A 19,194-nucleotide genomic window follows, 5' to 3' on the forward strand; every position below is an offset into this window, starting at 1 on the left:
TGCCTCCGGCTTCCTTCAGATTCCACCTCACGGTGGACACCCTTGCCTTTAGCTAACAGTTCCTACTGCCAAGTCTGTAGTGGACTTTCACCACCAAGTTATCGCCCATGCCGGGCGCACATGCAAAAAACCATTCAAATCACAAATGTGACTTGAATGGTTTAAGTCTTTACGCTTCGTTGTCACTTTCTTCGTTATAGTCCACTTTAATTTGGTTTAATAACGAATCAATATGACTACCGTAATCAATTGAACGATCACGTTCAAATTTAATTTCCGGTGTTTTATATAAAGTTAATTTCTTACCTAAATCTCTACGAACTTTACCTGTAATAGCATCAAGACCTCTTTGAGTCTTTTGTCTCTCACCAGCTTTATCCGATAAAGTACTATAGTAAATTGTCGCTTGTTGTAAATCTCCAGTAACATTTACATCGGTAATTGTTACCCCTTCAACACGTGGATCTTTAATTTCTAATAATAAGATATTATTAACTTCACGCAATATTTCTTGTCTAACTCTACCTGCACGGTATTTTGCCATAGTATCGTCCTCCTTAAAAGGTTATCTTTCTATTTCAACCATATGGAATGCTTCGATAACGTCATCCATTTTAACATCGTTATAGTTTTCAATCATGATACCACATTCATAGCCTTTAGCTACTTGTTTTGCATCATCTTGGAATCGTTTCAAGCTTGCGATTTCACCTTCAAAAATTACAATGTTATCACGAATTAAACGAACTTGACTATCACGAGCAATGTAGCCATCAGTAACGAATGAACCAGCAATCGTACCTAATTTAGACACTGTAAATGTCTCACGTACAAGCGCTTGACCTTGAACTTCTTCTTCATATTCTGGGTCTAGCATACCTTTCATGGCTGTTTCTATTTCATCAATAGCGTCATAAATTACACGATATTGTCTAATGTCGACAACTTCAGAATCTGCTTGTAGACGCGCTTGTGGTGTTGGGCGAACGTTAAATCCAATCACAATCGCACCTGAAGCAGCGGCTAATGAAATGTCACTTTCATTAATTGCTCCAACGGCTTGGTGAACTACATTTACACGCACACCTTCAACTTCAATTTTTTGTAAGCTTGCAGATAATGCTTCAGCTGAACCTTGCACATCGGCTTTAATAATCACGTTAACTGATTTTAATTCGCCTTCTTGTAATGATTCAAATAAGTTATCTAAAGTTACTTTCTTTGTTAAACTACGTTGAGCTTCTTGAGCTTCTTGTGCACGTTGTTCACCGGCTTGACGTGCAGTTTTCTCATCTTCGAATACTACGAATAAGTCACCCGCTTGTGGTGCTGTTTGTAAACCAGTAATCTCAACAGGAGTGGCTGGTCCAGCTGTACGGATACGTCGTCCGATATCGTTAACCATTGTTCTAACACGGCCATACGTATTACCAACAACGATCGGATCTCCAACATTTAAAGTACCATCTTGTACTAATAACGTAGCTGTTGCACCTTGGTTTTTATCAAGACGTGCTTCGATAACTGACCCTAATGCTAAACGGTCAGGGTTAGCTTTCAGTTCTTGAACTTCTGATACTAGTACAATCATTTCTAATAATTCTTCAATATTTTGATTGAATTTCGCTGAGATTTCGACAAAGATGTTGTCTCCACCCCAATCCTCAGAAATAATTCCGTGTTCAGATAACTCTTGTTTTACACGGTCTGGATTTGCTGTTGGTTTATCAATTTTGTTCACAGCGATAATAATTGGTACATCGGCAGCTTTCGCATGGTTAATCGCCTCAACTGTCTGTGGCATTACACCGTCATCGGCAGCTACAACAATAATTGCAATATCCGTTACATCCGCTCCACGAGCACGCATAGTTGTGAAAGCCTCATGTCCAGGTGTATCTAAGAATGTAATAATATTGTCGTCTTCAGTTTCAACTTGGTAAGCACCAATATGTTGAGTAATCCCACCAGCTTCACCTTCTGTAACACGTGAATGACGTAATTGGTCAAGTAATGTTGTTTTACCGTGGTCAACGTGACCCATAATTGTAACAACAGCTGGGCGAATTGTTAATTTAGCTTCATCTTGTTCTTCTTCGAAGTACACATCTAAATCAGATACATCAACAACAACTTTTTCTTCTGGTTCTACACCATATTCAAGCGCGATTAATTCGATCACATCTTTTGAAAGTGCTTGGTTTTGGTTAGCCATAACACCGTTCATCATTAATTTTTTAATGATTTCAGATGCATCTCGATGCAACATTTTAGCAATTTCTTGAATATTTGTTCCTTCAGAATACACTAATTTTTCTGGTAAATCTTTATGTTTACGTTGTGTAATCCCTTTAGAATCAGTGTTCTTGAAATTCTTGTTCCCTTTACCGCGACGGTTGCGTCGATTACGGCGTCCAGGTTGATTAGATGATTTATTGTTATTAGAAGCGTTCTTATTTGAGTTGTTATTCTGCTTAGTATTCGTTTTAGATTCCTCTTTTTTATGTTGATTTTGTTTTGCTTGGTTTTTATCCGATGCTTTTTTATTCGTATTTTGAGAAGTGTTTGAACCTTTTTTATTTGCCTCTTTCGAGTTTGTTTCTGGTTTTTCGGATTTCTTATTGTTTTTATTACTAATAATATTATTCAGTTGCTTTTCTTGCTCTTCAGAAATTGAAGACATATGGCTACCGAATTCCATGCCTTTTGACTTAGCCATAGTTAGTAGCTCTTTACTTGTCAGATCATGTTCTTTTGCATATTCATATACGCGTTTAGTCATGTAATCACCTTCCTAATTAATTAGTCATATGATTCCTCACTCTCCACATCGTAAGATAAAAATTTCTTTGTCATGCCTTGATTTGTCAAACCGATAATTGAACGGTTTTTACCAATAGCTTGACTTAATTCATACTTAGTAAATTCTGTGTTAAGGGGAATATCTTTTCGTTCACTTAAAGAACGGTATCTCTCTAATGTTTTCTCACTGGCATCGCTCGCGCATAATACTAGGCGAACGCGGTTATTTTTTACCGCTTTTTCGACCAATTCATCTCCAGAAATAATCTCTCTGGCGCGCATAGCTAAACCTAACATATTTAATTTTTTAAAATCATTTTTCATAGTAGTTCTTTACGAGCTTTCTGATGATCAATATAATTGTATAACTCATCATAGAATTCATCATTAATCTTCACACCAAATGCACGATCAAATGTTTTTTCTTTTTTTCCTTTTAATGCCAACTCAGGTTCAAGTGCTATATAAGCACCTCGTCCATTTTGTCGTCCTGTTGGATCAAGAAAAACTTCGTTTTCTTTGGATTTAACAACACGCACTAATTCTTTTTTTGGATACATTTCCTGAGATACAATGCATTTTCTCATTGGTTGTTTGCGTTGTTTAGCAGCCATTAGTTCGCTCCTTTAATGAAAATTATCATTTATTATAATTCATCTTGTTCTTCTTGCTCTTCAAGCAATTCATCATAATCTTGCTCATAATCATGCTCAACTTCAGAAATTGCGTCCTCTACAGCTTCAGCATCGTAATTATTCTCATCTAGATCTTGCTCTTCAAGTTGTTCATTGACACTATCATGATCTTCAATTTCTTCTATCTCTTCAACATCAGCAATAATTTCAGCTTCATCGAATGCATCATACTCTTCAGTTAATTCTACTTCATTATTAACTAAGTAATCTTCTTCGATTTCAGCACTTTGTTCTGATAAATACTCTTCATAAGCTGTTTCTGATTTAATATCTATCTTATGTGATGTTAAACGCGCAGCTAAGCGAGCATTTTGCCCTTTTTTACCGATTGCTAACGATAATTGGTAATCTGGCACTACAACGATACAAGAGTTTCCTTCTTCTTCAAAAATTACATTAATAACTTCTGCAGGACTCATAGCGTTACGGATAAATGTTGCAGGATCTTCACTATATTCAATAATATCCATGTTCTCGCCATTCAGTTCATTCACGATTGTTTGTACACGTTGTCCTTTTTGACCCACACATGTACCAACTGGATCAATATTCTCATCACGAGATCTTACCGCAACTTTAGAACGGTCTCCAGCTTCACGTGAAATTGAAACAATCTCAACAATCCCATCATAAATCTCTGGCACTTCTTGTTCAAATAATCTGCGTAAGAAATCCGGATGCGAACGACTCACGACCACTTGTGGTCCTCTAGGTGTTTTATCAATTTTTGATACATACACTTTCACACGTTCGTCAATTTCTAAGTTTTCTCCAGCAATTTGTTCACGAATTGGCATAACTGCCTCAACTTTATCTAAGTTGACATATACAATTCCTTTTTCGAAACGTTCAACAGTCCCAGTTAAAATCTCATCTTCATATTGAATGAATTCATTATAAATAATGTCACGTTCAGCTTCACGAATTCGTTGCATTACAACATGTTTAGCTGTTTGAGTGGCAATACGACCAAAATCGTTTGGTGTTACTTCGAATTTGATTTTGTCGCCGACTTCATAAGCTCGATTAATTTCTAAAGCTTCTTCTAATGAAATTTCAAAAGTAGGGTCATACTTAGTTTCTACGACTTCTTTCACTGAAAATACTTTGATTGATCCACTTTCTTCGTCAAATTCTACTTCAACGTTTTGTGCATTATCGTATCTTTTTTTATACGCTAATACTAAAGCCGATTCGAGAGCTTCCTTGATGACCTGACTAGAAATTCCTTTTTCCTCTTCAAGAATCTGCATAGCTTGTACTAAATCTTTACTCATCTTCTTAATCACCTCATTAATTTTTTAGAATTTAATTGCTAAACGGAGTTTTGATACCGCATCGCGTTTAATTTCAAGTACTTTTTTTCTTGTCTTAATTGTTACTTCAATTTGGAACATTTCATCCGTGACTTCTAATAAAGTACCTTCATGAAATTTCTCCCCAAATTGTGGTACGTAATAATCTAAATGAATATATTCGCCCACAGCATTTAAGATATCTTGTTCAGTTTTTAATGGACGTTCGGCACCTGGCGATGACACTTCTAAAAAATATGCTTTTGGAAATGGATCTGGGCTAATCTGATCGAGTGCCTCACTTAGTTTTTCGCTAATTTTCGCACAATCTTCAATATCTATTCCCTTTTCTTTATCGGCATAGACTCTCAAGTACCAGTTTGGTCCTTCTTTTACATATTCAACATCAACCAAATAACAATTTTCTGATTCTACAATTGGCTCAATTACTGGAACTACGGACTCAATAACTTTACTCAATATTTCACCTCATCCTTTAAATTAAATTCTTAGTTATAAATATGAAAGGAGCAAGCGTCACCGCTCACTCCTCCCCGTCTCTTCTAAATTCCTTAACCAATATACCACAAATCTTTAAAATGTACAAGTAACAGCTTCTTTAAAGCATTCCAAATAAAAAACCTTTAATCAAAATATGATCAAAGGTTTTAGTTTAAATTAATTTGGGTAAATATCATTCACATGATTATTTACATCAATAACTAAGTATAATTTTTTATCTTGGATTTTTCCGGACATGAATTTATTCACTGTACCACTTTCTTCGGTTACTTCGAATGGGAAGTAAACTTCTTCACTGTCTTCATTATCCCATACGACTGTCAATCGTTCGATATCTTGATTTTTTATCACTGTCTCAAACATTCCAGCCTCTAATCCACCTTGATTAATGTCTGTTGTTTGAAAAGTATCAGCTTCAGGTAGTAATTCCATTCTGAAAGCTTCTGAAGGATGAATCTCAACAATTTCTCCATCATTAATTCTACCTAAACTTGTTGAAACACGTTTAATCCAAATATCACCGACTAAATCTACTGGAATTTCCCATTGGCCACCATTATGGAAATGAAAATTAAATGTCTGAACCTTTCTTCCCATTACAATTCTCCCCTTTAAGCTATTTATTTTACTTATAAACTTATTATAACATATTTTTTTGGCGAGTCCAGAAGTTTGTTATTGTTTTCACAATTAAACCATATGAGTAAATCCGTGTTTAATTCAATTAAATTTTAATATGAAACTTTTTCATGTGAATAAAAACATATCAAACTGTTATATTATATTTTCATTATCTGTTATATTTATTTAAGTGCAATTTTATTTCTTATAGTTAACAAGTTGTGCTATAATTCTATTCATATTGAATTGAGAGGATGTTTATATAAATAAAAAAAAGAATAAAACTGTTGCTTTTTAGTTTGTTATTATTCTTATTCTTAGAACCAATGGCTCCTGCTAAAGCTGAGGTATTTTCTGAAGAATTTGTAGGTGAAACTGTGACTATCAGAACGGTCGGTGAAGAATTGGCTGATATATGGGAGTTTGTTGCTGATAAAGCTGAGGAAGATGGCATTGAATTAGACATAGTCCTGTTTACTGACTATAATACACCTAACATTTCATTAGTTGATGGATCATTGGATATGAATGCTTATCAGCATACCGACTTCTTAAATGATTGGAATGAAGCAAATGAAACTAATTTAGTTTCTATTGGAAATACTTTTGCTACCCCATTGAGTTTCTTTTCAGAAAAGCATAATTCTATTGATGATTTACCTGAAGGGGCGATCATTGCTATTCCAAATGATTTGGCAAGTAGCTCTTACGCTTTACAAATCTTAGATTATGCTGAGCTTATTAAACTAGATGAATCAATTGATGCCTTACCAACTGTGAATGACATCGTTGAAAATCCAAATAATTATGAAATCATTGAATTGGAAGCTGCTCAAATTCCAGCTGCCATGGCCGATGTTGATATGGGAGTGATTCATCAGGTCTACTTAGAAAGTACTGACTTTGAACCAAATGATGCTATCTATTCTTATGGCCACAATACTGAAACATTCAATTATAATCGCTTGAACACCGTTACGGTTCGTGAAGAAGATCAAGACAACCCACTATACCAATATATTGTAGATTTATATCAATCAGACGATGTTGCAGACTATATTGAAGAAATTTCAAATGGTGGTCATATTCCTGCTTGGATATTATTAGAAGAATATGAAGCAAGTCTTGAGAATGAACGTAATTAATTATTTATTTTGTGATTATCACAACTTTTACAAACGATACCGTTTGTAGTTATTCTTAAAAAGAAAAACACGCGTAGAAAGTAAGACTTCTCTTGCTTTCTACGCGCGTTTTTTAACAACACATATAAGTTGTATTTGTCTAATTATTTAGTGTTTTTTTCGATATGTGCGATAAATGCATCCGCAACTGTTTGTAAGAAACCACGTGTTTCTTCATTATTTAATTTACCGTCTTCATCAAAGAAGTTTTGTGAATTTGCTAAGTAAACTTCTGGTTGACCTAATACTGGCATATCTAAGAATGCTAATGTAGGACGTAGTGATTGAACAGCGTTCGCACCACTAATATTGGAAATAGAGTGACCTAGGATTAAAGCTGGCTTACCAGCCCATACACTTTGTCCCCAAGGACGAGAAGCAACATCAATGGCATTTTTTAATACTCCAGAAGTTGAACGGTTATATTCTGGTGTCGCAAAAATAATTGCATCTTGTGCTGATACAGCGTTACGGAATTCAGTATATTCGCTTGGGTTGTTTTCATCGTATTCTTCGTTATATAATGGTAAGTTCCCAATTTCTAAGAATTCTACTTCTACATCTGCTGGGAATAACTCAGCTAATGCTACCGACCATTTACGCGCATAGGATTCTTTACGTAAGCTACCTACTACTACTCCAATTTTTGTCATAAAAATAACATCTCCTTAAAATAATTTTGATTACTATTATATTCTAACGACATTCAAATGGTTATGCAAATGAAAAGGTCTGGTTTTTGAAAATAATTTCGTTTTAGAGATAATTATTGATATTTACATAAAAAACTTCTTTTTAGGTTAGAAAACTTAAAAAGAAGTGTAAATTATTCAATATTTAAAATAAACTGAGCTGATCTTCATCTGGTAATCCTTCTAAGACGCCATTATCGTCTAAGTACGCTAGTACTGTTTTTGAAACTTTACCACGCTTTTGTAAATCTTCTTTTGATAAGAATGGAGCTTCTTGACGTGCTTTCACAATTTGTTCAGCTACGTTATTACCTAAACCAGGAACGGCTCTAAATGGTGGAATTAATGAATCTCCTTCGATTATGAAATGTTTCGAGTCAGATTTTTCAATATTAATCATTTGGAATTTAAATCCACGTTCTAACATTTCATTCGCTATCTCTAGTTCTGTCACTAATTCTTTTTCTTTATTTGTTGCTCCAAAGCCTTTGTCATTAATTTCACGGACACGTCTTTTGACCATTTCTTTCCCTTGATGCATAGCAACTAAATCAAAGTCTTTTGCACGAATTGAGAAATACGCAGCGTAATAGTACATTGGATAATACACTTTAAAGTAAGCTACACGCAAGGCCATCAGAACATAAGCAGCCGCATGGGCTTTCGGGAACATATACTTAATTTTTAAACAAGAGTCAATGTACCATTCTGGAACATTATTACTTCGCATATCTGCTTGCCAGTCATCAGGAATTCCTTTCCCCTTACGCACATGCTCCATAATTTGGAAGGCGGTCCCATCTTCTAAACCGTATTGAATTAAAGTTGTCATAATATCATCACGACAACCAATTACATCAGATAGTTCTACAACATTATTTTTAATTAATTCTTGAGCATTTCCTAACCAAACATCTGTCCCATGTGAAAGTCCAGAGATTTGAAGTAACTCCGCGAAAGTTTTAGGTTTTGTTTCTGAAACCATGCCTCGCACGAAGCCAGTCCCGAATTCTGGAACCCCAAGTGTTCCGGTATCAGAATTTATTTGTTCTGGCGTTACCCCCAGTACTTCAGTACCGCTGAATATTTGCATCACTTTTTCATCTACAGGCGGAATATCCATTGGATCAATACCACTTAAATCTTGTAACATACGAATCATGGTCGGATCATCGTGACCAAGAATATCAAGCTTTAAGACATTGGCATCAATAGAATGGAAATCAAAGTGTGTAGTCTTCCATTCGGCATTCACATCGTCCGCTGGATATTGCACAGGTGTAAAGTCGTAAACATCCATGAAGTCAGGGATAACAATAATACCACCCGGATGTTGACCTGTTGTTCTTCGAGCGCCTTCAATACCATAGGCTAATCGTTCTCTTTCAGCCTGAGGCAAATGCTCACCTGAAGATTCTAGATATCCTCGAATGTAACCGTGAGCAGTTTTATTGGCAACTGTACCTATTGTTCCTGCACGAAAGACATAATCTTCACCGAATAACTCCTTAGTATACGCATGCGCTTTTGCTTGGTAATCTCCTGAGAAGTTCAAATCAATATCGGGAACTTTGTCTCCGTAGAATCCAAGGAAAGTTTCGAACGGAATATCTTGTCCATCTTTTTTCAATTCGGCTCCACAATCAGGACAAGCCTTTGGTGGAAGGTCGTAACCAGATTTATGTTCACCATTAGTGAAAAACTCACTATAGTGGCATTCTGTACAATAATAATGTGCGGCTAAGGGATTCACTTCAGTAATTCCTGTTAAGGTGGCTACTAAACTTGATCCAACTGATCCACGAGAACCAACTAAATATCCATCATCATTACTTTTAAGCACTAATTTTTGTGAGATTAAATAAATAACCGCGAACCCATTCGATATAATACTGTCCAATTCCTTTTTGATTCGCTTATCAACGATATCAGGCAGAGGATTTCCGTACATTTCATGCGCTTTGTCATAACTCATTTGAGTAATTTCTTCTTCAGCACCTTCAATAACAGGTGGATATAATTCATCTTTAATCACAGCAACTTCTTCAATTGAATCTGCAATTTTTTGAGTATTCTCAACGACGATTTCTTGGGCTTTTTCAGCACCAAGGAAAGAAAATTCTTGTAACATCTCATCAGTCGTTCTGAAATGAACTCTTGGCATATGTAAAGTTCTGTTAGCGTTGATTTTCATCGATTTCTTCAATACTTCACGGTAAATTTCATCTTTTTCATCCAGGTAATGGACATTCCCAGTCGCAACAACGGTTTTGTTCTTTTCATCACCTAAACGAAGCATTTCACTGATAATATGTTTTAAGTCAGCTTCGTTACGAATCAATTCATCTTTGATGAGTGGTTCATAAACTGATGGAGGTTGCACTTCGATAAAGTCATAATAATCAACAAGTTCGCTTGCTTCTTCATACCCTTTTTGCATCATGGCAGTGAATACTTCTCCTGTTGAACACGCCGTTCCAATTAATAAATCATCACGATATTGGGTCAATTCAGATCTTGGAATACGAGGTACACGGTAGAAATACTCTGTACTGGACATGGATATCAGCTTAAATAAAGCTTTCAATCCGTCTTGGTTCTTAACTAATATAGTTGCATGGAAAGGTCTTGATTGTTTAAAACTCTCACCCTGTCCTATTTGGTCGTTTAATTGGTTATGATTGATGATACCAAATTGATCCTTCGCTTGTTCTAATAACTTCATCAAGATGTACCCTGTTGTCTCGGAGTCATAGACTGCTCGGTGATGCTGTTCTAGTTGAACGTTATATCGCTTAGCTAAAGTATTCAAACGGTGTGATTTATAATCTGGATTCACTAAACGAGACAGTTCTAATGTATCAATCACTGGTAAGTCAGTTTGTGGTAAGCCAACACGTTCATAGCCTTTATTAATGAAGCCAATATCAAACGTTGCGTTATGCGCAACTAGAATAGAATCACCACAAAACTGTTGGAATTGTTCTAAAACAGGTTTAGCCGTTGGAGCATCTTTAACCATATCATCAGTAATACCTGTTAACTCAGTAGTGAAAGCTGACAAAGGTTTGTTTGGATTAATAAAGGCTTCGAATGTATCAATAATTTCGCCTTCTCTCATCTTCACTCCTGCAAGTTCTATGATGTCATCATAGACAGATGATAGTCCAGTCGTCTCCACGTCAAATACAACATATGTTGCTTCATCTAAAGCCTCATCTCTTAAGTTAAATGCGATGGGTTCACCGTCATTCACGACATAAGCTTCAATTCCGTAGATTACTTTTATTCCATGTTTTTTACCCGCCCAATACGCATCTGGGAAAGATTGTGCTACAGCGTGATCCGTTATAGCAACTGCTTTATGACCCCATTTAGCTGCTTGAGTAACAATATCAGTGGCTGAGTTTGTTGCATCTAATTGACTCATATTTGTATGAGCATGCAATTCAACACGTTTACCATCAGCCGGTGCTTTATCTTCACGGCCAGGGACCGTTACTTTTCTAACACTTCTCGGTCTAAAATATAATTCCGAAGTGAAATTATCTGGGATCATATCTCCCTCTAGTCGAATCCATTCACCTTTACTAAATTGATTCAATGCTTCTTTTGAGATGCGACGGCCAGACATCAGCTTAACAGTCACTGAGCTCGTGTAGTCAGTAATATTCATAATTAAAAGCTGATTTCCACTACGCAAGTCTTTAATTTCATGCGAAAATATAAAACCTTCAATGATTTGTTTAAATTGATTATCATCTAATTCAATCATTGGCAAAGCCGGTTTATTAGGAATATCTTTCCCTATATCATCAGAGGTTGATTGCACAACTGTTCGCTCTTGTTTTTGTCTTTTTTCTTGAATTTCTAAAGCTTCTAATAAGCTCTGTTCATCTTCATTACTTTGACGATCTCGAACTGCGTTAATCTCATCTTGTAATAACTCTTCGTCAACGTAGTACTCTAAATTAAGGTCAGTAATTTGGACTTGTTCGAGTTTCTCTATTAATAATCGTTCGTATTTTTCTTTTAACATATTAATTTGAATATCACTAGCTAATCCAATTCTTAATGATTCGCCAACGATTTCATACTTCGCTTGAGACAAGATCGACCGAATAAAAGGCTTTTCTTGTGCTATTACTGACATAATAGCGTACCAATATTCAAGTATGTTATTAGATTCTAAAGAATCCTCTTCAAATAGCCACCAAGTCTCAACTCTACCAATATGCTCAAATGCTTTTATTATATGATGTTGAAAAATTTGATATGCATTTGGATGAATTCGATTTGGCGAAATAAATGTAAAATGCCATTGGTTTGACTGTGCTAATATATTCACAGTTTTAATTTCAGTATGTTGTAGTTCTTCAACGATTTCTTCATCATTTAATTGAATATGATCGAGAAGTAATTCGAATAATTCTCTTTTATCAGCCATAATAACTCCTTTCGATAAAATTAAGGATGCAACCATCAATAATGATGCCACATCCTCAAATTAAAACTTATTGGAAAAATGCCCTGTTAATATCATTCCATGTTACAGCAACCATTAATACTACCATAATTAACACGCCAATAATTGTAATGATTCCTTCTTTTGATTCACTTAATGGTTTCCCTCTAATTGCTTCAATCGCATTTAAAACAATTTTACCACCGTCTAAAGCTGGTATGGGTAGTAAGTTGAATACTCCTAAATTAGCAGAAAGCATCGCTAAGAAGTTCACTATTACTGGTAGCCCAAGGCTAACAACTTGATCAGTCATCTGAGCCATCGCTACTGGGCCACCAAAGTTATTAATATTGAAGCCACTCGTAATCATACTGCCGATAACTCCTAATACGCCAGTGATAATTCCCCAAGTCGCTGTCACACCATAAGTAATACTACTTCCAAAACTAAACTCTCTATCCGCAATAATTCCAATTTGTCCAATTTCGTTACCAGATTGTTCATCCGTCACAGCCTGAACATTCACAACTGTATCAACCGTTTCATTCTCACGTTCAACAGTCATTTGTAATTCTTCGTTTGGTCTTTCTTGAATTAATAATACTAAATCAGACCACTCACTTACAGATTGCCCATCGACTTCAGTTACTCTATCGCCATCAACTAAACCAGCTTCTTGAGCTACTGATCCATCAACAACTTCACCAATGACGCTATCTGTATTAGGAATACCAATCATAAAAGCAACAATTGTAAAAGCAATAATGGATAATATAAAGTTATTCATTGGTCCTGCAAAGTTAGTAATCATCTTATTCCAAACACTCGCACTTTCATAGCGCATTTCACGTGGTGCAACTGGTAATTTAGTTCCATCCGCTTCAATTATGTTTGCTTTTTTTGCCACTGAGTATTTTACAATATCTGTTTGTCCAACTGGAACAGCTTCAATGATCATCTCATCAATTAAATCAACATTGTCAACTCTGACTGGCATCTCGTCAACTGAAAAGTTATCCGATAAATTAATCAATGATACTTGATCATTATCATTAATTTCTAAACCTACTTCCATTCCAGCTTGAATTTCATCTTCTTCATATAATCCAGCTAGACGAACGTAACCACCAAGTGGTAACAATCTGACTGTATATGTTGTTCCATCTTTCCCTTGTTTAGAAAATAATTTAGGACCCATCCCTAACGCAAATTCTCTAACTAAAATTCCTGCACGCTTTGCGAAAAAATAGTGTCCAAACTCATGTATAACTACAATTATCGAAAATATGACTAAAAATACTAGTAAAGTCGTCAATAGTAACCATCCTATCTAAATAAATTTATCCAAAACATCATTATAAAACTTGCGAAAATTAAACTATCAAATCGGTCTAACATACCACCATGACCCGGTAAAAATTTACCCGAATCTTTAACGTTAAAATAACGTTTAAATGCCGATTCAACTAAATCACCAAATTGTCCAAAAAGTGACACTATAATTGTTAACATCCATATTTGATTCACTACACCTAAGGCTGGTTGGAATAAAGCGACAAATATACTTGAAACAAGTAGTGCGGTTAAAACCCCACCAATCATTCCTTCAACTGTCTTATTCGGGCTGATTTCAGGAGCCAGTGGTCTTTTTCCTAACTTCCTACCGACAAAGTACGCACCGGAATCAGTTGACCATACTACAACTAATAAGTAAAGAATTGTTTCTAGACCCATCTCGCGAAATAGTATTAAGAATCTAAAACCATAACCTATATAAATACAGGCAAACACAATGATAGCCGCATGAGCAAAATTAAATTTTCGATGGTTGAATACAGTAAATACTAACAACATCAGACTACAAATGTAAAATAAATACTCTGGATTGCCCTGTTTCAAAATTTCTGGCATATACATTTGAGGTATGAGTAAAGAAGTCAAACCAACGACAGAAAAGAAACCAATATGATTAAATATATTTAGTTTCTGCATTTCTGCAAATTCAAATAAGCCTATAATTCCAATAACCCACATCGCAAATGCATAATAACCGCCACCTATTAATAAGAATGGGATATAAAGCGCAAGTGCTATGACGGCACTTCTAATTCTTACAATCAAAATTATTCCTCCTAAGACTTAAGACGACAGACAATTATTAAACTTTTCCAAATCGTCGTTGTCTGCCGTTATAAGCATTAATAGCCTTGTCAAGTTCACCCTCATTAAAATCAGGCCATAAGACATCTGTAAAGTAAAACTCACTATAGGCAGCTTGCCACAATAGGAAATTGCTTAAGCGTTCTTCTCCACTTGTTCGAATAATTAAATCAGGATCACTGAGTTCATTATAACGACTCGTCATTAAATGTTTATTAATTAATTCTTCTGATACATCACTTAAATTAATATTTTCTTTTTGAATTTCAGTTATAATACTTTTCACTGCACTAGTAATTTCCTGTCGTGCCCCATAATTCAATGCAAAGTTTAATATCATTCCAGTACAATGTTTAGTATCCTCAATGGCTGAGTTTAAGATTCCTTTAGTTTCTTCAGGAAGTGCATCTGTGTCACCGATGACTTCAATTCGAATATTATGTTCAATTAATTCAGGTAAAAAATCGTTAAAGAATTCCTTCGGCAATTTCATCAGAAAGTCCACTTCATCTTTAGGTCGTCCCCAATTTTCTGTTGAAAAAGCATACATTGTAATTAATTTTATATTAAGTTCATTCGCTCTAATTGTAATTTTTTTAATTGCTTGAACACCTTTTCGATGCCCAACTACGCGTGGTAAAAATCTTTTCTTAGCCCAGCGTCCATTTCCATCCATTATAATTGCAATGTGCTTGGGAACTGTTTCAAATTCATTATTCATAAAATACTCCCTTTTAAATAATCATCCCTAGTATTATACCAAAATAATGCTAAATTACGAATAATAATCATGAAAACAAAAAAATACTTTTATCTAAAAAGTTAGTAAAACCTTCCGATAAAAGTATTTTCAATTTGAATTCAAATCAACAGCAATCATTAGGACGATTATTCAATTAATCGTTAAAAATCTCATCCTCTTTAGCTTTAGTTAATTCTTCGATTTTTTTAGTTGAGTCATCAGTAATTTTTTGGATATCTGATTCATAATCTTTTACATCATCTTCAGTTAATTCTTTTGCTTTTTCAAGCTTTTTAACTGAATCAATAACGTCACGACGAATATTTCGGATAGAAACTTTTGCATTTTCTTGTTCTTTTCCGACAACTTTCGCTAATTCTGCACGTCTTTCTTTCGTCAATGCTGGAATTACTAAACGAATCACGTCTCCATCATTTGATGGTGTAATACCGATATCACTTTGTAAAATAGCTTTTTCAATATCAGTTAAGCTAGATTTATCATAAGGTGATATAACTAACATTCTTGCTTCTGGACTTGAAATACCCGCAAGTTGATTCAATGGCGTTGGAACACCATAATAATTTACGTTTACACGGTCTAATATACTTGCATTTGCTCGTCCAGCACGAATTGAAGCAATTTCGCGTTGATAAGCCTCAACGGATTTGTTCATTCTTTCTTTAGTTGTAGATAAAATTTCACTCGGTGTCATAAAAAAATCCTCCTAATAATACTCTATAGTTCAATTTAACTCATTATACCATATTTCATGTATAATGAGTATTAAATCAGACATTCAGATAGATATGATATGTTTAACACTAACTATCGTCAATAACTATTAACCTTTAAAATATGTACTATTGATTATTTAGTTTTGCTTCAACTGTTGTTCCGATATTTTCTCCAAGAATAACACGGCGAATATTCCCTGATTCATTTAAGTTAAATACAACTAAAGGTATGTCATTATCCATACTTAATGAACTTGCAGTAGAATCCATCACTTTCAGGCCTTTTGAAATAACATCAAGGTGAGTTAAGTTATCATACTTAACGGCAGCTTTGTTCTCTTTTGGATCAGAGTCATAAACACCATCAACATTATTTTTTGCCATAAGGATAACATCCGCATTGATCTCAGCGGCACGTAATGCTGCTGTTGTATCAGTTGTAAAGTAAGGATTCCCTGTTCCACCAGCAAAGATGACTACACGGCCTTTTTCAAGATGACGAATTGCACGACGACGAATATACGGCTCTGCGATTTGACGCATCTCTACTGAAGTTTGTACACGTGTTGGAACGCCTCTATTTTCTAATACATCTTGTAATGCTAAGGCATTCATTACTGTTGCTAGCATGCCCATGTAATCAGCTTGAGAACGTTCCATTCCCATTTCTTCACCGATTGTACCACGCCAGATATTCCCTCCACCTACAACAATGGCTATTTCAACACCTAAGTCATGAATGTCCTTAAGTTCTTCTACCATTTCTTTAATTGTATCGGGATGGATTCCAAAGCCTTGATTTCCAGCAATTGCCTCTCCACTAAGCTTTAAAATTACACGTTTGTATTTTGTTGTTTCTTTAGTCATATCATACTGCCTTTCTTATTCGTAATCGTATCTTTAAAAATAGCCCCAGGAAACTGGGGCTAAGGGTATAAAATTAATCTTTTTTCATTTGAGCAGCAACTTCGTCAGCAAAGTTGTCTTGGCGTTTTTCGATTCCTTCACCAACAGTGAAACGAATGAATTGTTTGATCGTTCCACCTTTATCACCTACGAATTTACCAACTGTTTGATCGTTATCTTTAACAAATGGTTGTTCGTTTAAGCTAATTTCAGCTAAGAATTTGTTCATACGGCCATCAATCATTTTTTCAACGATATTAGCTGGTTTACCTTCGTTTAATGCGATTTCTGTTTGAACTTTTTTCTCGTGTTCTAATTCTTCAGCAGGAACTTCGTCACGGTTAACGTATTTAGGTTGGATTGCAGCAACGTGCATTGAAACATCTTTCGCTACATCTTCATCAGATAATCCTTCGATTAATGTGATAACAGCGATTTGTCCACCACCATGGATGTACTCACCAAAAGTATCGTTATCTGTTTTTTCTAAGATAGCGAAACGACGGAAAGAAATTTTCTCACCGATTTTATTAGTAGCTTCTAAGACGATGTCAGCAATTGTTTTGCCATCAACTTCGATAGCGTTAGCTTCTTCCATAGTAGCTGGTTTGTTAGCAGCAACTGCATCAGCAATTGTGTTAACAATATTTACGAATTCTTCGTTTTTAGAAACAAAGTCAGTTTCTGAATTAACTTCGATAATTGCAGCTGTGTTTCCGTTGATACTTGTTGCAGCTAAACCTTCTGCAGCGATACGACTTGCTTTTTTAGCAGCTTTAGATAAACCTTTTTCTCTTAAAAAGTCAATCGCTTTATCCATATCTCCGTCAACTTCAACCAACGCTTTTTTCGCGTCCATCATACCTACACCAGTCAGTTCGCGTAGTTCTTTAACTTGTTTTGCACTAATTTTAGCCATTAAACTCAAATCCTCCTTGATATTTTAAAGTCAAAATAAAAAACTGTCCTAACACAGGGCAAGGTTTTTAGACCTGTGTAACGTCCTGAATTAAGACAGCTGTGAATAATCTAATTATTAAGCTTCTGTTGAATCCGCTGTAGTAGCTTCTTCTTCAGAATCAAATAAGTTATCGAAAAATTCTTTGTCAGATTTTTCTTCTGAATCATCTTCACTATGTCCTTGGTTTCCTTCAAGAACTGCGTCAGCCATTGCAGATGTGATTAATTTAATCGCACGAATAGCATCGTCATTTGATGGAATAACATAGTCAATTTCATCTGGATCACAGTTTGTATCAACCATTCCAACTAATGGAATATTTAATTTTTTAGCTTCTTGGATTGCAATGTGTTCTTTGCGTGGGTCAACGATAAAGATTACATCTGGAATACGAGGCATATCTTTAATACCACCAAGGTTTTGCTCTAAACGATCTAATTCTTTACGTAATTGTAATACTTCTTTTTTAGGTAATACATCAAATGTTCCATCTTCTTCCATTTTTTCAATAGATTTTAGACGACGGATACTTTGTTGGATTGTTTCCCAGTTAGTTAATAATCCACCTAACCAACGGTGGTTAATGTAGTATTGACCAGCACGTTTTGCTTGCTCGTCGATTGCACCTTGTGCTTGTTTTTTAGTACCTACAAATAATACAACCGCTCCATTAGCTGCTTCGTCACGCATAAAGTTATACGCTTTATCAACTAACTTAACTGTTTTTTGTAAGTCAATAATATAAATACCGTTACGCTCCGTAAAGATGTAAGGTTTCATTTTTGGGTTCCAGCGACGTGTTTGGTGTCCGAAATGCACACCAGCTTCTAACAATTGTTTCATTGAAATAACTGCCATAATTATCATTCTCCTTTGGTTTTGTTTTCCTCCGAATAACTCTACTAACAAAACGTCTCTCCGAGGAGAGCACCCGTTAAATTATCATTATTCGTGTGTTTTTGGTTTTACACCACGGACTATATTACTATATACTTTCGTATTATGCAAGCTAGTTTATTACATTTATTTAAAATAGTTAGCATATCTATATTTAAATGTTGAATTGCAATAATTATTGCGACAATTTTTTATTTACTCAATTAATAAGAGTTCGTGTAAAAATACTTCCAAAGGTGTTTGGTAATCTAAGCATTTCCTAGGACGATTATTCATTAACCACAAAGCTTGGTTGAGTTCTTGGGAAATCACTCTAGCGAGGTCTGTTTTCTTAGGAAAAAACTCACGCAGTAAACCGTTAGAGTTCTCATTGGTCCCTCTTTGCCAGGCACTATAAGCATCGGCAAAATAAAAATCAATCCCTGCTGCTTCGACCTCAGGATAACAAGCAAATTCTTTTCCTCGATCTGAGGTAAAGGACTTTAAAGCTTCCTTAGGTAAGTTTTCTCTCAAAT

The 19,194-nt window shown here is 35.2% G+C and carries 18 protein-coding genes; 1 reads left to right on the forward strand and 17 read right to left on the reverse strand.

The genetic code is table 11. The annotated features are described in order from the left end of the window. Positions 1-169: 169 nt before the first annotated feature. From rbfA to ACEN33_RS08895, 7 genes are all read right to left on the reverse strand, one after another. On the reverse strand, positions 170-544 hold the full coding sequence (gene rbfA, locus ACEN33_RS08865; protein WP_407090602.1) for a 30S ribosome-binding factor RbfA: 375 nt from the start codon (positions 542-544) through the stop codon (positions 170-172). A gap of 21 nt (positions 545-565) precedes the next feature. Next, positions 566-2,782 (reverse strand): translation initiation factor IF-2, encoded by a 2,217-nt coding sequence (gene infB / locus ACEN33_RS08870; protein ID WP_407090601.1) that lies wholly within the window; start codon positions 2,780-2,782, stop codon positions 566-568. A 20-nt stretch (positions 2,783-2,802) separates the two neighbouring features. Further along, positions 2,803-3,126, reverse strand: a complete 324-nt coding sequence (locus ACEN33_RS08875) for a L7Ae/L30e/S12e/Gadd45 family ribosomal protein (protein ID WP_407090600.1) — start codon at positions 3,124-3,126, stop codon at positions 2,803-2,805. Beyond that, positions 3,123-3,416 carry an RNase P modulator RnpM gene (gene rnpM / locus ACEN33_RS08880; protein ID WP_407090599.1) on the reverse strand — a complete coding sequence of 98 codons (294 nt, stop codon included), beginning with the start codon at positions 3,414-3,416 and terminating at the stop codon, positions 3,123-3,125. Before rnpM ends, ACEN33_RS08875 begins: the two co-directional genes overlap by 4 nt. A gap of 32 nt (positions 3,417-3,448) precedes the next feature. Beyond that, a complete protein-coding gene (nusA, locus tag ACEN33_RS08885) occupies positions 3,449-4,774 on the reverse strand; it encodes a transcription termination factor NusA (protein ID WP_407090598.1) in 1,326 nt (441 codons plus the stop codon). A gap of 24 nt (positions 4,775-4,798) precedes the next feature. Then, on the reverse strand, positions 4,799-5,272 hold the full coding sequence (rimP, locus tag ACEN33_RS08890; RefSeq protein ID WP_407090597.1) for a ribosome maturation factor RimP: 474 nt from the start codon (positions 5,270-5,272) through the stop codon (positions 4,799-4,801). Positions 5,273-5,470: 198 nt separating this feature from the next. Next, positions 5,471-5,911: a hypothetical protein gene (locus tag ACEN33_RS08895; protein ID WP_407090596.1), complete on the reverse strand. Its 441-nt coding sequence runs from the start codon at positions 5,909-5,911 to the stop codon at positions 5,471-5,473. Positions 5,912-6,222: 311 nt separating this feature from the next. Here ACEN33_RS08895 and ACEN33_RS08900 point away from each other — a divergent pair, with 311 nt between their 5' ends. After that, on the forward strand, positions 6,223-7,080 hold the full coding sequence (locus ACEN33_RS08900; RefSeq protein ID WP_407090595.1) for a MetQ/NlpA family ABC transporter substrate-binding protein: 858 nt from the start codon (positions 6,223-6,225) through the stop codon (positions 7,078-7,080). 143 nt (positions 7,081-7,223) lie between these two features. On the opposite strand, the gene ACEN33_RS08905 is transcribed toward ACEN33_RS08900, so the two are convergent. From ACEN33_RS08905 to ACEN33_RS08950, 10 genes are all read right to left on the reverse strand, one after another. Then, positions 7,224-7,772, reverse strand: a complete 549-nt coding sequence (locus ACEN33_RS08905) for an NADPH-dependent FMN reductase (protein WP_197104441.1) — start codon at positions 7,770-7,772, stop codon at positions 7,224-7,226. Positions 7,773-7,956: 184 nt separating this feature from the next. Then, positions 7,957-12,258 carry a PolC-type DNA polymerase III gene (locus ACEN33_RS08910; protein ID WP_407090594.1) on the reverse strand — a complete coding sequence of 1,434 codons (4,302 nt, stop codon included), beginning with the start codon at positions 12,256-12,258 and terminating at the stop codon, positions 7,957-7,959. A 67-nt stretch (positions 12,259-12,325) separates the two neighbouring features. Then, positions 12,326-13,591 (reverse strand): RIP metalloprotease RseP, encoded by a 1,266-nt coding sequence (gene rseP / locus ACEN33_RS08915; protein WP_407090593.1) that lies wholly within the window; start codon positions 13,589-13,591, stop codon positions 12,326-12,328. Between the two features lie 11 nt (positions 13,592-13,602). After that, on the reverse strand, positions 13,603-14,397 hold the full coding sequence (locus ACEN33_RS08920) for a phosphatidate cytidylyltransferase (protein WP_407090592.1): 795 nt from the start codon (positions 14,395-14,397) through the stop codon (positions 13,603-13,605). Between the two features lie 37 nt (positions 14,398-14,434). Then, the gene (locus tag ACEN33_RS08925) at positions 14,435-15,157 is read right to left on the reverse strand and encodes an isoprenyl transferase (RefSeq protein WP_338489085.1); all 723 of its coding nucleotides are present in this window, start codon (positions 15,155-15,157) and stop codon (positions 14,435-14,437) included. A 175-nt stretch (positions 15,158-15,332) separates the two neighbouring features. Further along, positions 15,333-15,893 (reverse strand): ribosome recycling factor, encoded by a 561-nt coding sequence (gene frr / locus ACEN33_RS08930; protein WP_338489086.1) that lies wholly within the window; start codon positions 15,891-15,893, stop codon positions 15,333-15,335. A 148-nt stretch (positions 15,894-16,041) separates the two neighbouring features. Next, entirely contained in the window at positions 16,042-16,782 is a 741-nt protein-coding gene (pyrH, locus tag ACEN33_RS08935) for a UMP kinase (protein ID WP_338489088.1), read from the reverse strand. A 73-nt stretch (positions 16,783-16,855) separates the two neighbouring features. Beyond that, positions 16,856-17,740 carry a translation elongation factor Ts gene (tsf, locus tag ACEN33_RS08940; RefSeq protein WP_338489090.1) on the reverse strand — a complete coding sequence of 295 codons (885 nt, stop codon included), beginning with the start codon at positions 17,738-17,740 and terminating at the stop codon, positions 16,856-16,858. 117 nt (positions 17,741-17,857) lie between these two features. Further along, a complete protein-coding gene (gene rpsB, locus ACEN33_RS08945; protein WP_138404893.1) occupies positions 17,858-18,640 on the reverse strand; it encodes a 30S ribosomal protein S2 in 783 nt (260 codons plus the stop codon). Between the two features lie 234 nt (positions 18,641-18,874). Beyond that, on the reverse strand, positions 18,875-19,194 hold a 320-nt coding region (locus ACEN33_RS08950; protein WP_407094899.1), incomplete at its 5' end, for an IS30 family transposase.

This window comes from Ruoffia sp. FAM 24228 (genome assembly GCF_045528575.1).
GTDB classification, from domain to species: Bacteria; Bacillota; Bacilli; order Lactobacillales; family Aerococcaceae; genus Ruoffia; species Ruoffia halotolerans.

Coding starts and splice junctions, on each gene's coding strand:
- pyrH (WP_338489088.1), bottom strand. CDS start 16,782: ATGACTAAAGAAACAACAAAATACAAACGTGTAATTTTAAAGCTTAGT.
- ACEN33_RS08910 (WP_407090594.1), bottom strand. CDS start 12,258: ATGGCTGATAAAAGAGAATTATTCGAATTACTTCTCGATCATATTCAA.
- ACEN33_RS08875 (WP_407090600.1), bottom strand. CDS start 3,126: ATGAAAAATGATTTTAAAAAATTAAATATGTTAGGTTTAGCTATGCGC.
- ACEN33_RS08895 (WP_407090596.1), bottom strand. CDS start 5,911: ATGGGAAGAAAGGTTCAGACATTTAATTTTCATTTCCATAATGGTGGC.
- rnpM (WP_407090599.1), bottom strand. CDS start 3,416: ATGGCTGCTAAACAACGCAAACAACCAATGAGAAAATGCATTGTATCT.
- infB (WP_407090601.1), bottom strand. CDS start 2,782: ATGACTAAACGCGTATATGAATATGCAAAAGAACATGATCTGACAAGT.
- rpsB (WP_138404893.1), bottom strand. CDS start 18,640: ATGGCAGTTATTTCAATGAAACAATTGTTAGAAGCTGGTGTGCATTTC.
- frr (WP_338489086.1), bottom strand. CDS start 15,893: ATGACACCGAGTGAAATTTTATCTACAACTAAAGAAAGAATGAACAAA.
- ACEN33_RS08905 (WP_197104441.1), bottom strand. CDS start 7,772: ATGACAAAAATTGGAGTAGTAGTAGGTAGCTTACGTAAAGAATCCTAT.
- rbfA (WP_407090602.1), bottom strand. CDS start 544: ATGGCAAAATACCGTGCAGGTAGAGTTAGACAAGAAATATTGCGTGAA.
- tsf (WP_338489090.1), bottom strand. CDS start 17,740: ATGGCTAAAATTAGTGCAAAACAAGTTAAAGAACTACGCGAACTGACT.
- ACEN33_RS08925 (WP_338489085.1), bottom strand. CDS start 15,157: ATGAATAATGAATTTGAAACAGTTCCCAAGCACATTGCAATTATAATG.
- nusA (WP_407090598.1), bottom strand. CDS start 4,774: ATGAGTAAAGATTTAGTACAAGCTATGCAGATTCTTGAAGAGGAAAAA.